General features: G+C 67.8%; 12 protein-coding genes and 3 pseudogenes. 8 read left to right on the top strand and 7 right to left on the bottom strand.

Translation table 11 applies throughout. The features are described 5' to 3' along the window. The first annotated feature begins 390 nt into the window (after positions 1-390). Entirely contained in the window at positions 391-1,065 is a 675-nt protein-coding gene (locus OG241_RS04115) for a LuxR C-terminal-related transcriptional regulator (RefSeq protein WP_405813701.1), read from the top strand. A gap of 48 nt (positions 1,066-1,113) precedes the next feature. On the opposite strand, the gene OG241_RS04120 is transcribed toward OG241_RS04115, so the two are convergent. The 3 genes from OG241_RS04120 to OG241_RS04130 form a co-directional block, all read right to left on the bottom strand. Then, positions 1,114-2,721 (bottom strand): sensor histidine kinase, encoded by a 1,608-nt coding sequence (locus tag OG241_RS04120; protein WP_405826037.1) that lies wholly within the window; start codon positions 2,719-2,721, stop codon positions 1,114-1,116. A gap of 11 nt (positions 2,722-2,732) precedes the next feature. Continuing rightward, positions 2,733-3,416, bottom strand: a complete 684-nt coding sequence (locus OG241_RS04125; RefSeq protein WP_405547457.1) for a response regulator transcription factor — start codon at positions 3,414-3,416, stop codon at positions 2,733-2,735. Between the two features lie 232 nt (positions 3,417-3,648). After that, the gene (locus tag OG241_RS04130; protein ID WP_405813702.1) at positions 3,649-5,190 is read right to left on the bottom strand and encodes a streptophobe family protein; all 1,542 of its coding nucleotides are present in this window, start codon (positions 5,188-5,190) and stop codon (positions 3,649-3,651) included. A gap of 563 nt (positions 5,191-5,753) precedes the next feature. Between OG241_RS04130 and OG241_RS04135 the strand changes: the two genes are divergently transcribed. Beyond that, complete coding sequence (locus tag OG241_RS04135; protein WP_405812650.1) at positions 5,754-6,545, top strand: IS5 family transposase; 792 nt, start codon at positions 5,754-5,756, stop codon at positions 6,543-6,545. Here the strand turns inward: OG241_RS04135 and OG241_RS04140 are convergent. After that, the gene (locus OG241_RS04140; protein ID WP_405812652.1) at positions 6,502-7,053 is read right to left on the bottom strand and encodes a hypothetical protein; all 552 of its coding nucleotides are present in this window, start codon (positions 7,051-7,053) and stop codon (positions 6,502-6,504) included. The genes OG241_RS04135 and OG241_RS04140 overlap by 44 nt on opposite strands. Before the next feature lie 408 nt (positions 7,054-7,461). On the opposite strand from OG241_RS04140, the pseudogene OG241_RS04145 reads away from it, so the two are divergent. The 5 genes and pseudogenes from OG241_RS04145 to OG241_RS04165 all read left to right on the top strand — a co-directional run. Next, positions 7,462-7,868, top strand: a pseudogene (locus OG241_RS04145) (transposase); the annotation flags it as partial. Between the two features lie 213 nt (positions 7,869-8,081). Continuing rightward, a pseudogene (locus OG241_RS04150) lies at positions 8,082-8,529 on the top strand (hypothetical protein). Between the two features lie 52 nt (positions 8,530-8,581). Further along, positions 8,582-9,421 carry a transposase family protein gene (locus OG241_RS04155; RefSeq protein WP_405813703.1) on the top strand — a complete coding sequence of 280 codons (840 nt, stop codon included), beginning with the start codon at positions 8,582-8,584 and terminating at the stop codon, positions 9,419-9,421. A gap of 102 nt (positions 9,422-9,523) precedes the next feature. Next, positions 9,524-9,943: a methylglyoxal synthase gene (locus OG241_RS04160; protein ID WP_405826039.1), complete on the top strand. Its 420-nt coding sequence runs from the start codon at positions 9,524-9,526 to the stop codon at positions 9,941-9,943. 163 nt (positions 9,944-10,106) lie between these two features. Then, positions 10,107-10,820 (top strand): IS6 family transposase, encoded by a 714-nt coding sequence (locus OG241_RS04165; protein WP_405813704.1) that lies wholly within the window; start codon positions 10,107-10,109, stop codon positions 10,818-10,820. 140 nt (positions 10,821-10,960) lie between these two features. On the opposite strand, the gene OG241_RS04170 is transcribed toward OG241_RS04165, so the two are convergent. Together OG241_RS04170 and OG241_RS04175 are read right to left on the bottom strand one after the other, a co-directional pair. After that, positions 10,961-12,250 (bottom strand): IS256 family transposase, encoded by a 1,290-nt coding sequence (locus OG241_RS04170; protein ID WP_405812607.1) that lies wholly within the window; start codon positions 12,248-12,250, stop codon positions 10,961-10,963. A 189-nt stretch (positions 12,251-12,439) separates the two neighbouring features. Next, positions 12,440-13,054, bottom strand: coding sequence for a TetR/AcrR family transcriptional regulator (locus tag OG241_RS04175; RefSeq protein ID WP_405813706.1), 615 nt, complete (start codon positions 13,052-13,054; stop codon positions 12,440-12,442). 29 nt (positions 13,055-13,083) lie between these two features. Here OG241_RS04175 and OG241_RS04180 point away from each other — a divergent pair, with 29 nt between their 5' ends. Then, positions 13,084-13,518 (top strand): limonene-1,2-epoxide hydrolase family protein, encoded by a 435-nt coding sequence (locus OG241_RS04180; protein WP_329225654.1) that lies wholly within the window; start codon positions 13,084-13,086, stop codon positions 13,516-13,518. Between the two features lie 363 nt (positions 13,519-13,881). Here OG241_RS04180 and istB read toward each other — a convergent pair. Beyond that, positions 13,882-14,535: pseudogene (gene istB / locus OG241_RS04185) on the bottom strand (IS21-like element helper ATPase IstB); the annotation flags it as partial. Between the last annotated feature and the right edge of the window lie 55 nt (positions 14,536-14,590).

The following is a 14,590-nucleotide window of genomic DNA, read 5'->3' on the forward strand; positions in this document are numbered from 1 at the left end:
GGCGCCCCCGTGCCGCGCCCCGCCCGGTCGCACCACTCCCACGCCCCTGCGCCTATGCCGCCGCCGAGGCAGTCGCCTCCGGACGCGCGGGCGTCATACCCAAGATCCACGCCGGCGCCGCCGAGGGACTGCGAGTCCTGCGCAACGCCCGCACCTCGGCCGTGAAGGCCCGCACCCAGGCCATCAATCAGATCCGCAGTTTCCTGGTCACCGCGCCCGACACCCTGCGCGGTCTGGCAGCGGCAGACCTGATCAGTGTGTGCGCCAGACTCCGACCGACACCCGACCTTGTCAACCCTGCGTCGCCTTGCCCGCCGCTACCAAGACCTCGGGCGTGAAATCAGCGAGTACGACGCGGAGTTAACCACATCGGCGACTCAGGCCGCTCCGATGCTGCTGGCCGTCAACGGCGTCGGACCCGAGACCGCCGCCCGCCTCCTGAGAGCCGTCGGCGACAACCCCGAGCGCCTGCGCTCCGAGGCAGCCTTCGCCCATCTGTGCGGCGCCGTACCCCTGCCCGCCTCCTCCGGACGTCTGGCGGGCCAGCTGATGCTCGCACTGCACCTCAGCGGCCGCTCCGCCGAAGCCCTGGACCGCTTCCATCACACTCGCGGGCGACTGGCCCACGACCTGGGCATCGACCCCAGCCCAGCGTTGCGGGACATCCAGACGGCCGTTCTGCGCCAGGACACATCCCCTGCCCCGATGCCTACAACGGCCGCGATGCCGTGCGCGGTCCCCGCCCAACTTCCCCTGGCCGTCGCTGGCTTCACCGGCCGTGACAGTGAACTCGCCCAGCTCGATGGCCTCCTGCCCGCCTCTGCCGACGCCGGCCCGGTGCCCCCTCAGACTTCCGGGCTCGACCCGCTCACCGGTCGGGAACACGACGTGTTCATCGCCGTCGCCTCCGGCTGGTCCAACGCCGAGATCACCGAGCGGCTGCCCATCGCCCCGGCGACCGTCAAAGGCCACGTCAGCAACATCCTCGCCAAGATCGGCGCCCGCGCCCGTGTCCAGGCGGTGGCCTTCGGCTACGAGTCCGGCCTCATACGACCCGCGGCCTGATGCTGGATGCCCGAGGAGTCGGACCAGGCCAGAGCCCATGTGCACTGGTCATCCCTTGAGCGTCGCTGGTTCAAGTGGGCCGGTCGGCGTCGGCTGGTCGGCGAGTCTTGGGAGCAGAATCCGGAACGTGGCGCCCTGACCAGGGGTCGAGTCGACCACGACGTGTCCCGCGTGGGCGGTGACCATGGATTGGACGATGGACAGGCCTAGACCGGCCCCGCCGGTGGCGCGGTTGCGAGAGGTGTCGGCACGGTAGAAGCGCTCGAAAATGCGGTCGCTCTGCTCCGGCGTGAGCCCGGGGCCCTCATCGGCCACCTCCAGGACGGCGTGGCCGCCGACCGTGCCGACGCCGATCCGCAGAGGTGTGCCGGACGGGGTGTGGGCGACGGCGTTCCCGACCAGGTTGGTGACCACCTGGCGCAGCCGGGCCTCGTCGGCGAGAGCCGGCGCGAGGGCGGGTGGGCCCTCGCTGCCCGGTCCGGTGAGCGTGACGGTGCGGGACGGGTCCAGAGCGCGTACGTCGTGGAGGGCGTCGGCGGCCAGGGTGCGCAGGTCGGCGGGGGCGAGGTCGAGATCCGGAGGGCCCTCCGACGCGCGGGAACCGGTGGGCTTGCCCGTGGTCTTCAGCGCGTGTTCGTCGAGGCGGGCCAGGAGGAGCATGTCCTCGATGAGCCGGGTGAGGCGTTCGGACTCGCGGGCGATGCGGTTCATCGTGGCGTCGACGTCCTCACGTTCAGGCAGGGCGCCCATGCGGTGCAGATCGGTCAGGCCCTTGATGCCGGCGAGTGGGGTGCGTAGCTCGTGGCTGGCGTCGGCGACGAACCGGCTCATCCGCGCCTCGGACTCGGCGCGGGCGGCGAAAGCGGACTCAAGCTGCCCGAGCATGCCGTTCAGCGCCGCCGCCAGTCGCCCCAACTCCGTCTTCGAACCGGCCAGTTCGGGCACACGACGAGAGAGATCGCCGCCGGCGATCTCGGCTGCTGTCTCTTCGATACGGAACAGCGGACGCAGTCCCGAGCGGACCGCGAACCAGCCGGCCACGGCCAGGACGGCAAGCAGGCCGAGTCCCGTGCTCTGGTAGATCCGCCACATGCGGTTCACCGTGCTGTCTGCCTGGGTCATCGTCGTCGCCACAAGGACACTGCCGGAATTGGAGGAGTTCGTCGTCGCGGCGCCCGGCAGGCGGGCGCCGATGATCCTTGGCACGGCGATCACCCGCCAGCGGGTGTCGCCCTTCGTGCTGGCGACGGTGAAGGGGCGACCGCCGCGGGCGATGATCGCAGCGGTGTTCATCCGGGGCAGTGCCGGGCCTGTCGCCTGCTCCGTCCGGCCGGTCCCGGCGAGGGAGTCGACACTGGTCTCGACCGTGCCGTCTTCCGTAACATAGGTGATGACGGGGTTACCGAGGACTTCCGTGCTGAAGTCACCGAGGCCGGATGGCAGCTTTCGTGCGGCGCCGCTCTCCGCTGCCGTGGGCGGAACCAGGGCGAACACCTGAGCGACAGCACGCAGTTGCGCGTCGACGCGGTCCGCCATGTAGCCACGCAGGGCGTTGCCGGTGACCAGGCTGAACGCCGTGAAGCCGACCGTCAGGAGCGCGACAGCGAGCAGCAGCACCCGACTGCGCAGTGACGCCCTCGCCCACACCCCAGGCATACGGGAGCTGGTCACGTCTTCGGCCCTCGCAGCACGTACCCGACGCCGTGCACTGTGTGGATGAGCTTGGGACCGCCGTTGTCGATCTTGCGGCGCAGATAGCTGATGTAGGTGTCGACGATGCCGGTGTCGCCGTTGAAGTCGTAGTCCCACACGCGCTGAAGGATCTGCGCCTTGGAGACCGTGCGTCCGACATTGGTCATCAGGTAGTGCAGCAACCGGAACTCGGTGGGCGACAGCCGCAGCGGCTCTCCCGAACGGGCCGCCTGCACTCCCTCGGGGTCGAGTTCCAGGTCAGCGACCCGTAAGAGTGCAGTGGGGTCGCCGCCGGTGCGGCGCAGCACCGCGCGGATCCGCGCGATCAGCTCCTCCAGGTCGAAGGGTTTGGTCACATAGTCGTCGCCGCCCAGTACCAGCCCCTCGATCTTGTCCTGGGTGCCGTCGCGGGCGGTGAGGAACACAACGGGGACGTGTCCGGTCTGGGGCCCCGAGGCAAGGCGATGCTGCCCGCGCAGCCGCCGGATCACCTCGAAGCCGTCCAGGTCGGGCAGCATGACGTCGAGCAGCACCAGATCCGGTGAGACCTCCCGCGCCCGGTCCAGTGCTTCCTGCCCCGTCCCGGCCGCCGCAACGGTGAAGCCGGCATGCCTCAGGGCCGCGCACAACAGCTCCCGGACAGTGGATTCGTCGTCCACGACCAATAGATTCACATCTCTGGCACGCGTCAAGCCGAAGTCGCTTCCAGCACCGGTGCCAGGCAAGGCAGAACGCTCAATCGCAGTCAAAGGAAGCCTCCAGTCACCGGGAACACGCTCCCGGCCCCGCCACAGATAGGGGGACACGGCAGAAAACGCGCAGCCCACGGCAGCCGGGATCCTGCAAGGCAGGATACGGAACCGTCCTGTCTCCGCCACATAAAGTCCGTTGTCACCGTGCCCCGAAAACACCGCGCACAGCGGCCAACAGACTTCCGCCGAAACCGGCCAGCCCGCCGACGAGCAGCCCGAAGGCGACCGTCTGCAACACGCTGCCGCTCAGCTCGGCCCGCATTCCGCCCATCTCGCTGCCGAACATACTGATGCCGAAATTGCCGGATGCCCCCACCAGCCAGGCCGCCGCACCCATCACGACCGCTGTGACGACACCGAACCGCTGGGCCATGCCAAGGTGCCCGGCCAACGGTCCTCGGTAGGGGTGCAGCGGAACCAGGTGGGCCGTGTTCGTGGCACGGGCCGCCCGGTAAGCACAGCAGACTAGGATGAGCGCGGTCGCCATGAGGGCCGCGAGCCACAGGGGCCAGCCGCCAAGTGCCAGGGACCTCAGGTGTTCGGTACGGTCAGCCTGCTGGCCGCCGCCCATGGCCCCAGTCCTCCCGCCCATGACGCCCATCAGAGAGGCGAGCGGGTTGCTGCTGTCGCTCTGCACCGGATGCATCTCGGCCGTCCACGAGGAACCGACGCCCAGGGTCAGGAACACCGCCACGGCGTTCGGGGCGAGTAGCAGGGCGGCACCTGCCGCTGAGGCCGCCTTGCCGCCGACCACTGACCCGACGACGGCCACGGTCACCAGCGGTACGGCCGCCAGGATGAGGACTGTACGCACAACAGCCGACAGACTCTGGCCCCAGCCGCTGCGCAGTCCGCCCAGCGCACCGCCCAACGGCAGCCGCACACGACGGCTGATCAGGCATCCCACACCGAGCACGACGGCCACCCACAGCAACGCGCCAAAGCCCGCCGACCCGGTGCTCACGTGGTACGTCACGGTCATCTGGGACCCCGAACCACCACCCATGAGACCGCCCAGACCACCGCTGCCACCGCCCATGAGCTCACCAAGGCCGCCGCTCCCTCCGAAACCCTCGGAAGCCTGGCCGCCGCCCCGGCCTCTCATACCGCTCATCGCCGACGCGGGCATCGTGGCCGATCCCTTCGCAAGAGCGGCCACGATCACGAGCGTGAAAAGCGCCGCAGTCGCCGCTCCCGCCGCCCGGACGGCCAGTTCACCGGCGGCGAACCGCCGCTGCTGCCCATGGCCCAACCGCCGCGAGAAGGCGATCCACAACACGACGGCACCGACGAGCGTGACACTGAGCGGTACGACGTCGGCCGCACCGCTCATCGACGGCCTCATGGCATCGCCGAACAGGGAGGCCAGGCCACCCATCGACCCGTTGTCCCCGGACACATCAGAACCGGCGCTGGCGGAACCGCCGACGGCCATAGCCGTCAGAGCCATGGTCAACGACCAAACCGAGCCGACAGATCCCGCGTCGAGCAACATCAGCGCGAGCGCGGACACGGCCATCATGGCGACCACCGCGCACAGCGCCGCCGCAGCCCCTTCCACGAAGTTCTCCCATGGCCCGACGAACTGCACCGGCACGGTGCGGCGTAGAGGCCGGGGGATCGTACCGGGCTGCGGACGGGAGTCCGGCTTGGTCTGGAGACGGGGTGTGGTGGCAGCCATGCAGAGCAACTCCGCTTCGTTCATGGAAGGAGACATGCGGCGCCAGACGGGGAGAGTGCGGCGCCGCGTGCCCATGGGGACCCGCGCACAGTGGCGGTTGCGGATACGACGTTCCTGAGAGGTTCTGGGAGATTCCTGAGAGCTGACAGAGAACGACACAGGTCACAGCACACCGACGGCCGAAGTCCTGGCCCGCTTCTCAGAAAGTTCCCAGGATTGCACTGACAGCCGTGGCAAGGCATCGCCGCTCACTCCGAGAAGACCGTCGCCAGTCGCCTGCCCGGACGCTACATTTCAGTAGCTGTTGTCGTTCCGATCTTGAGGGGTGTGCGTCGAACGGGAGTCTCGATCGGGTGGTTGGCGCCGGCTGCGGGCATGAAGGCAGGGCCTCTTGGTAGCTCGGGGTTGCGAAGCCAACCGAGATCCAGGAGACCCTGTTGCCGCAGTTGTACGTGCACACGCCGGTGGAGTTCAACTCGGCTGCACCGACGTGTGATTGTGTCGCCCACCGGTTCGGAAACGCAGCCGATCACCCGGAACGTGTTCGGCGGTATCCCTCGGACATGACGGACGCGGAGTGGACCGTGGCCCGGCCGCTGCTGCCCGTGCCGGGCTGGCTGCGCGGCCGGGGCGGACAGCCGGAGGCGTACTGCCACCGGGCAATACTCGACGCGATCCGCTACCTGGTCGACAACGGCATCAAGTGGCGGGCCATGCCCGCCGACTTCCCGCCGTGGGACCGGGTCTACGCGTTCTTCCGCCGCTGGCGCGACCACTGGCTGGTCAAGGAGTTCCACGACCGGCTGCGCGCAAGGATCCGCGAAAGGGACGGGCGCGACACGGAGCCGACGGCTGGCGTGATCGACTCGCAGTCCGTCAAGGCGGACGCCGTCGTCGGTGCGGACAGCCGCGGCTTCGACGGCGGAAAGCTGGTCAACGGGCGCAAGCGGCACGTCGTGGTCGACACGCTCGGCCTGCTGCTGGGCGTGATGGTCACCGCCGCGGACACCGGCGACCGCGCCGCCGCCCAGGTCCTGCTGCGGCAGGTCGCCGACGCCCACCACCGGCTGGAGCTGGTCTGGGCCGACGGCGGCTACACCGGCAGCCTCGTCGAGCGCTGCCTCACCGTGCTCGCCCTGGTCCTCGCGATCGTCAGACGCAGCGACGACATGCGCGGCTTCGTGGTCCTGCCCAAACGGTGGATCGTCGAGCGCCTCTTCGCCCACCTGATGCGCACCCGCCGCCTGGCACGCGACTACGAACGCCGCACCACCAGCGCCGAAGCGATGATCTACTGGTCGATGACCCTGCTCATGACCCGCCGCCTCGCCCGGCCACACCCGCAGCGAGCGTGAACCGTCCCGGCTGCCCCTCGGCCAGCCAGCCCCGCGCGACCAGTCGCTTCGCCTTCGACCGCAGCGCCTCCACCTTGGCCGGCACCACGTCAAGACCGAACAACACGGCCAACTCCTGGCAGGTCAGCGGACCTTGACGGAGCCGGTCCCGGTCCGCGAGCGCGGTGAGGATGCGCTGATAGTCCACCGACAGCACCGACCAGGCCAGCCCCTCACGCCACATCGGAACCTGCGACTTCCTCTTCGCTGCCTCCGGCACCTGCGGCGTCTTTCCGGTCTGCTCCCCGGCGGCTGGCGCGGTCCCCTCGGCCCGGGCGGGGTCCTGCCCGCTCTCGTCCACGGGGGCCAGCACCTCGCCGACCCGCGAGCAGGCGATGGCCCACTCCCTCCATTCCCGCTCGGCCACGGCCAACTCGGCCTGGACACGGTCGGCTTCCTCCCGCAGCTCGTCAACACGACGGCGAGCACCCAGCTCACGCTGTTCCAACAGCCCAACCACCGACGGCATCCACGACCTCCCGGGCAGCGACAACACGACAGGCCACAACTCCCACGGGATCGCCGACCCTACGCCTGACCAGCGGAAACGCAGTCCTCAAGTCCGGAAAGACAACAGCTTCTCAGGCTCTCGCTCTGGTCGACCGCTGATCCAAACGAAAGTCTCCACGTGCCAACTGGGCGACGAAGCAGTGTCTGAGCAACGGCAGGCCTTATCCGGGTTTCGCCGTCATCGACTCACCCGTGGTGACCTATCGGCACCCCATCAGCGACGAACCCACCGGCGAGGACGTCGACCTGACCTCCCACGTGGTGGAACGTGGCCCCGCCGATCGACTTAGAGGGCAACTGATCTGCTTTGCAAGTGATTTGGGGTACTCGCTGTGACCCAGGACGCTGGTGGGTCGTTGCGTGTCTTGTGAGTCCTCGACGCCCGTATCGCAGTGATGTCTGCGATGCCCGCTGGATGTTGATCGAGCCGGTGTTCGTGTCCTGGCGGGCAGGCCGGACAGGGCCGGGGATCGCGGCGCGGGTTCACGATCTGCGGGAGATCGTGAACGCGATCCTCTATGTCAACCGGACGGCACGACGCACAGGGTGCATGACCTGCTGCGTGACAAGGCCCGTCGCGCACAGGGCCGGCCGGCGGCCCCGTCGGCCGCTGTCTTCGATGCGCAGAGCGTGAAGACCGACACCAGTGTCCCCACGCGAAGTCAGGGCATCGACGCGGGCAAAAAGATCGCAGGCCGCAAGCGAAGCATCATCACCGACACCCTCAGCCTGCTGCTGGCAGTGCTGGTCACCGCAGCCAGTGTCCAGGACTCCATGGAGTGGTGTGCATCGTGAAGTCGCAGGTCACGGGTCTGGTGTGAATGGCGAGTTGGGCGCTCGTGCCGGTCGGCGGCCGATGACCATGGCGTAGATCGTCGGGCAGGTCCGGCTCCTGCGGGATGCCGGGTTCGGCTGCGCCCACGACAGACCCCCGCCTACGATCCGTCAGCAGGTCGGCACGCCGTGAGAACGCGGGAGGGCGCGGGGATGCAGGAGCGGCAGTGGATCACCGCCCGCCGGAGTGAACTGGACGCCCTCGGGGAGGAGTTGGCCAAGCAGCTTCAGGAGGTCCAGGTCGAACGGGACGAACTGGCGAATCGCGGAGCGGGTGTTGAACCGCCTGGCCGAGCAGGTCCAGGCCGATGCCGGGGCTGGCGCTCCGGTATCGGCGAAGGTGGCCGGGCGGGCGGTCCTGCTCATCCCGCACCGCAGCGACGCGGCCGACGAGGGCGCGCTGCCCGGCGACTACCGCAAGATCCTGGCGATCGTGCGGGAGGCCGACGGCCCGGTGCAGGTCAGGGCGGTCGGCGAGCGGCTGGGCCTGGACGCCTCGGTGCGCGGCAAGCTGGAACCTCTGCGAGCGAAGATGACCAAGCTCGCCGACCGCGGCTGGCTGCACAAGCGGGGCGACGGGCGGTTCACGGCACGTCCGTAGTCACGCGCGGTGCGCCCGTAACGGACGGGCCCCCAACGGCAGTTGAGTTTGTGTGACGAAAAACAACCATCCCGTCGAGGGCCCTGACGGCCTTGTCCACACCGCCCGCCTGCCGCTGTCGAGCGCCACCCTGAACCATCTCGCCGACCTGATACGCGGCCACCTCAAGAAGATCGGCTCGCGGTGGCGCACCCTGCTCGCCGGGAAGATCGCCACCATCGTGCTGGCAGTGCTGCGCTGTGACCAGCGGCCCGGCGACCCGGCCGGCGGCAACGGAGTACACCGCACCACCGTGACCCGATGGGTGAGGGAGGTCGTCGGCCTGCTCGCCGCCCGCGCCCCACGCCTGGACCGGGCCCTGAAGAAGATCACCCGAATGGGCGGCGGCATCGTACTGCTGGACGGATCGGTGATCCGCACCCGGCGCAGAACCGGGAAGGAAAACCGGAAGAACTACTCCGGCGAGAACAAATGCCACGGCCTGCTCGTGATCGCCCTCACCGACGACCGGGGTCGACTGCTGTGGATCTCGGCGGCCCGCCCCAGACGCACCTCGGAGATCACCGCCTGCCGGCACGACAAGCTCACCCGGAAACTGCGGGAAGCCGGGCTCGGAGCCATCGCCGACCTGGGATTCGTCGGCCTCGACGACGGCGGCCCCGACGCCGACCCGGCGGTGATCACCGGCTACAAGGCAGCCCGGAACCGGCCCCTGACACGAGGCCAGAAGCTGTCCAACACGGCACTGGCGGCCGTCCGGGCACCCGTCGAGCACGGCTTCGCCCACCTCAAGAACTGGCGCGTCCTCGGCAAGGTACGCACCGACCCCTCCTGGGCGACCGCCCTGGTCCGGGCCCTGCTGGTCTTCACGAACCGCGAAGTCGCCCGATGACCGACGATCTTCACCAAAGTCACCTGCCAGCGACCAGCACGAGCATCCCGACGCCCACGCACACCAGCCACGTGACCAGGAACTTCAGCTTGCACACCTCTCATTGCAGACGATGCGAAGAAACATGAACTCGCCAAATGGGCCCAGGCGCAACACGCCTGGCTCATGGGGAAGCGATTGGTAACCACACGTAGTACGGCGCGTGTTGTGACCGAGTCGACGGGGTTACCCGTCGACTCGGTCGAGTCGGGGCCGTTGGGTGGAGACCAGCAGATCGGCGCGCTGGTCAGCGCCGGACAGGTGACCTGCCTGGTGTTCTTCTGGGACCCGCTGGGAGTCCACCCGCACGCTCACGACGTGTATGCACTGCTGCGCCTCGCGACCCTGTACAACATTCCCACCGCCACAAACCCGGCCACGGCACATGCTCTTGCCGACTCGTGGTTCCCCTCGCGGATGCCGCAGCCAGGGCGATTGCAAAGTCGTGGTGATCTCTCGGATGTGCAGGTCACGGCGGTGTGACGATGCTGGTCGGGTGCACGACCGGACGCAACGAAGCTCCGTTGTGGGGGTGACCTTGCCAAGTCGCCGTCCCACAACGAAGCTTCGATGTGGGCACTGTCAACTTGGCGGTCGGGCTCCGCGAGATGGTCTTCGAGTCGATCGTCTTGGGGAGGGCCTGTTCGTGGATGCCGTGCCGCCGTCGTACAAGGGCTCTCGGTATCCGGGCGAGGTCATTGCTCACTGCGTGTGGCTGTACCACCGTTTCCCGCTCTCGTTCCGGGAGGTCGAGGAACTCATGCTCGAGCGGGGCGTCACGGTCTCATACGAGACGGTCCGGCAGTGGTGCGCCAAGTTCGGCCAGGCCTACGCCAACCAGCTGCGGCGCCGGCGTCCCCGGCCGGGCGACAAGTGGTGCATGGACGAGGTCCTCCTCAAAATCAACGGGAAGCTCCAGTACCTCTGGCGCGCTGTGGACCAGGACGGCAACGTCCTCGACATTCTTGTCCAGTCAAAGCGGAACACGCAGGCGGCCAAGCGGTTCTTCCGCCGTCTGCTCAAGGAGTACGAGTACGTGCCCCGGGTGATCGTGACCGACAAACTGCGCTCCTACGGCGCCGCCCACCGCCAGGTCATGCCCTCGGCCGAGCACCGTCAGTCGAAGTACCTCAACAACCGGGCCGAGAACAGTCACCAGCCAACGAGGCAGCGGGAACGCGCCATGCGGCGCTTCACCTCACCAGGGCACGCCCAGAGATTCCTGTCCGCTTTCAGCGGCGTCTCAGCCCACTTCCGCCCTCGCCGCCACCTGCTCACAGCCCGTGACTACCGCACCGAAATGACCCACCGTTTCACCATCTGGCGCACCGTCACCGGCTGCGCCCCCGCGAATGCCTGACGGGCACAACACCGGCCACACGAGACCACCCCAGCCTGCCCCAACTACCCCATCACCCACACAAATTGACAGTGCCGGGCTATGGCTTCTGAGCTGCGGTCGGGTCTGTCAAACGAGCGGTGTAACTGGGGTTGTTGGAGTTACTGACGGGCTGCCGAGAGGCGGCCGTCGAAGGTGATGTCGAAGGCGTTGAGTGCGGTCTTCCAGCGCATGGTCCAGCGGGCTTGTCCCTTGCCGGTGGGGTCCAGGGACGTGATGGCCATGTAGACGCACTTCAATGCGGCCTGCTCGGTGGGGAAATGTCCGCGGGCTTTGACCGCCCGCCGGATCCTGGCGTTGACGGACTCGATCGCGTTGGTGGTGCAGACGATGCGCCGGATCTCGGTGTCGAAGCGGAGGAACGGGGTGAACTCCTCCCACGCGTTCTCCCAGAGCCGCACGATCGCCGGATACTTCCGGCCCCAGGCATCGGCGAACTCGGCGAACCGCTCGAGTGCGGCCTCCTCGGTCGCCGCGGTGTAGACGGGCTTGAGGACGCGGGCGATCTTGTCCCAGTCCTGGCGGGCGGCATAACGGAATGAGTTCCGCAGCAGGTGCACCACGCAGGTCTGGACCGTGGTGCGGGGCCAGACGGCCTCGACCGCGTCAGGCAGGCCCTTGAGCCCGTCGCAGACCAGCATGAGGACGTCGTTCACACCGCGATTCTTGATCTCGGTGAGGATGTGCATCCAGTGCTTGGCGCCCTCGCCGCCGTCGCCCGCCCACAGCCCGAGGATGTCCCGCCGACCCTCGACAGTGACCGCCAGGGCCACGTAAATGGGCCTGTTGGCAACCGCCCCGTCACGGATCTTCACGTGGATGGCGTCAATGAAGATCACGGGATAGACGGCGTCGAGGGGCCGGTTCTGCCATTCGGCCATCCCGTCGAGAACCTTGTCGGTGATCGTTGAGATCGTCTGCCGGGACACCTCGGCCCCATAGACTTCGGCCAGGTGGGCCTGGACCTCACCGGTCGTCAGGCCCTTCGCCGCGAGCGAGATGACCATCTCGTCCACGCCGGACAGACGCTTCTGCCGCTTCTTGACGATCTTCGGCTCGAAGCTGCCTTCCCGGTCGCGGGGCACGGCTATCTCCACCGGGCCGACATCGGTCAACACGGTCTTGGCCCGGGTGCCGTTCCGTGAGTTGCCGCCGTTCTTCCCGGCCGGATCGTGTTTGTCATAGCCGAGATGGTCGGTGATCTCACCCTCGAGAGCGGACTCCAGGAGCCGCTTGGTCAGCTGCTGGAGCAGCCCGCCCTCGCCGGTCAGCTGAAGGCCCTCGGCCTGAGCCCGGCCCACCAGCTCGTCAATCAGTCGGTTGTCCACAGACTTCGCCGGCGCCTCAGACGGCTCGACGGCCTCGGGCTCAGTCACGTTGTTGCTGGTCATCGATGCATCTTCCATGATCGGGAGTTACACCGAACGTTTTACAGTCCCCTGCGGTCGACGTGTTCGTCAATGATCGTCGCCTGTCGTGCTTCGCCGGTGTCGTGTTGCACGAATGTGGTACAGGGAGTGGGTGCGCTCGATCGCTGGAAGCGTCCCCGGTTGGACTGGGTGATGAGATCGCGTCTGGGGTTATGCGCTGATGCCGCGGAGGAGTCGTTCCATGGCGGTGGCGGATTCTTCTTTGGCTGTGTCGGGGTCGGGGGCGTTGGCGATGTAGAGAGCCGCCTCGTCGAGTGCTGCGAGCAGGATGTGGGCGAGCGCGTCGAGGGGTTGTGGGGCGATGGTGCCTTCGGTGACGGCGCGTTCGAGGAGGGTGCGGATGGCGCCGAGTCCGTACTTTTCCTCCAGGGTGCGCCATTGTTGCCAGCCGAGGACGGCGGGTCCGTCGATGAGGAGGATCTGCTGCACGTCGCGGTGGCTGGCGGCAGCGTGGAGGAATCCGATCAGCCCGGATCTGAGCTGTTCGGCGGCGCTGCCGATCCGGTCTGCGCCTGAGGCGGCGGTCAAGAGCTCGGTCTCGACGGCTTCGAATACCGCGTGGAAGAGCGCCTTCTTGCCGTTGAAGTGGTGGTAGAGCGCACCCCTCGTCCCGACCCCCGCTTCGGCCACGATCTCCTCGGTCCCGGTGTTGAAGTAGCCCTTGGTCACGAACAGGCGCCTGGCCGCCTCGAGTAGGGCCGCGCGGGTGGCCTCTGACCGCTGCGCGATCGCGGAGGCCCGGGTGGGGGGTTGCTCGTTCGACATGCCCTCAGTATGGTCCACATACAGGTTGTATGTTGACTGATTCGGAGGACATGATGAGCACCAACACAGCGCTGGTGAGCGAGTTCTGCGACCTGATGGTCAAACGTGACGCGGAGGTCCTGCGCCGTTTCTTCACTGCCGACGCCGTGTACCACAACGTCGGTATGCCGCCGGCGGTCGGCGTCGACGCCATCGTAGAGAACCTGGCTCAGCAGATGACGGCGTTCCCAGACAGCTATGAGTACCGGATGGTCAACCTGGCTGGGGACGGTGATGTCGTGCTCACCGAGCGGGTCGACATGATCCGCACACCGGACGGTATCAAGCACGGGGTTCCGGTGATGGGCACCTTCGTTATCACTGGCGGCAAGATCAGCCGGTGGACCGACTACTTCGACACTGCGCTCCTCGTCAAGATGAACACCGGCGAGGACTACAGCGCCCTGGTCCCGCAATCGTCCTGATCCAGGGGCCGCGCCGCCCTTCTGTGCGCCCGTCGAGGTTTGGCTGTCATCCCGTCGCCTGATGGCGCCTCGGTCACGCCGTGCTGGGACCGCAACCCATTTCCGATCCGCCGGCCGAATTCGCCAAGCTTGCGGTCCCAGGGCGGCGTGATAGCCACCAGATCAGGCGACGGGATGACAACCGAACCGGCCACCATGCCAGCGTGACCGTTCCGCTTCTGCGCGCGTCATCCTGGAGCCTGCCTGCCCAGCGAGGGGAGTTGTTCTTCTCCTGCAGGTGTACGCCGACACCTGCGGGCTCTCCACGTTGACCCGTCCTCCGGTCGGTGTGATCGGCGCCTGGGAAGGAAGGGCCCGGTGCCGTCAGGAGACGGCAGCGGCCTGCTGGCGGGCTTTGGTGTGGGCGAGTCGGTAGGAGTCGCTGCCGGTCTCGATGATGTTGCCGCCGAAGGTGAGGCGGTCCACGATGGCCGCGCAGAGCCTCGGGTCGGTGAACGTCTTGGTCCAGGAGGAGAACGACTCGTTGGAGGCGATCGCCACGCTGTTCTTTTCCTCGCGCTCGGTCAGAACCTGGAACAGCAGCTCGGCGCCGCGCCGGTCCAGCTCCATGTAGGCCCAGCTCGTCAATACAGAGAAGATCGACTCGTCCGTAGCGGGCGATCGTCTCGGTCAGCAGTTTCTCGTCGGCGGCCTCGACGAGCTCGTTGACGAGCCTGGTGGCCGGGACGTGCTTGACCCGGAAGCCGGCCATCGCGGCCTCGGTGCCCAGCGAGATCAGCAGGTGTGACTTGCCGGTGCCGCTGTCGCCGATCAGACACAGGGGCAGCCCTTTGCGGACCCAGTCGCACGAGGCCAGGGTGTGGATGCAGCTGGGTCGATGGCGTGGTTCGCGTCGAACTCGAAGGTGCGCAGTGCCTTCTCGCGGGGGAAGTCCGCGGCTTTGATCCGGCGCTCGCAACGGCGGCGGTTGCGGTCGTCGCACTCGGCCATCAGCAGCTCGGCCAGGAACCCGCGGTAGACACCTCAGGCGCTTAACTCGTCAAGCCGAGCAGCTGTGTGCGCCTGGGGAATC

It is taken from the genome of Streptomyces sp. NBC_01390 (genome assembly GCF_045040105.1).
Taxonomy (GTDB): Bacteria; Actinomycetota; Actinomycetes; order Streptomycetales; family Streptomycetaceae; genus Streptomyces.

Bases quoted from the DNA above. Each gene is read 5' to 3' on its own strand.
- OG241_RS04115 (WP_405813701.1), top strand. From the start codon at position 391: ATGCTGCTGGCCGTCAACGGCGTCGGACCCGAGACCGCCGCCCGCCTC.
- OG241_RS04120 (WP_405826037.1), bottom strand. From the start codon at position 2,721: ATGCCTGGGGTGTGGGCGAGGGCGTCACTGCGCAGTCGGGTGCTGCTG.
- OG241_RS04130 (WP_405813702.1), bottom strand. From the start codon at position 5,190: ATGGCTGCCACCACACCCCGTCTCCAGACCAAGCCGGACTCCCGTCCG.
- OG241_RS04135 (WP_405812650.1), top strand. From the start codon at position 5,754: ATGACGGACGCGGAGTGGACCGTGGCCCGGCCGCTGCTGCCCGTGCCG.
- OG241_RS04140 (WP_405812652.1), bottom strand. From the start codon at position 7,053: ATGCCGTCGGTGGTTGGGCTGTTGGAACAGCGTGAGCTGGGTGCTCGC.
- OG241_RS04170 (WP_405812607.1), bottom strand. From the start codon at position 12,250: ATGACCAGCAACAACGTGACTGAGCCCGAGGCCGTCGAGCCGTCTGAG.
- OG241_RS04175 (WP_405813706.1), bottom strand. From the start codon at position 13,054: ATGTCGAACGAGCAACCCCCCACCCGGGCCTCCGCGATCGCGCAGCGG.
- OG241_RS04180 (WP_329225654.1), top strand. From the start codon at position 13,084: ATGTTGACTGATTCGGAGGACATGATGAGCACCAACACAGCGCTGGTG.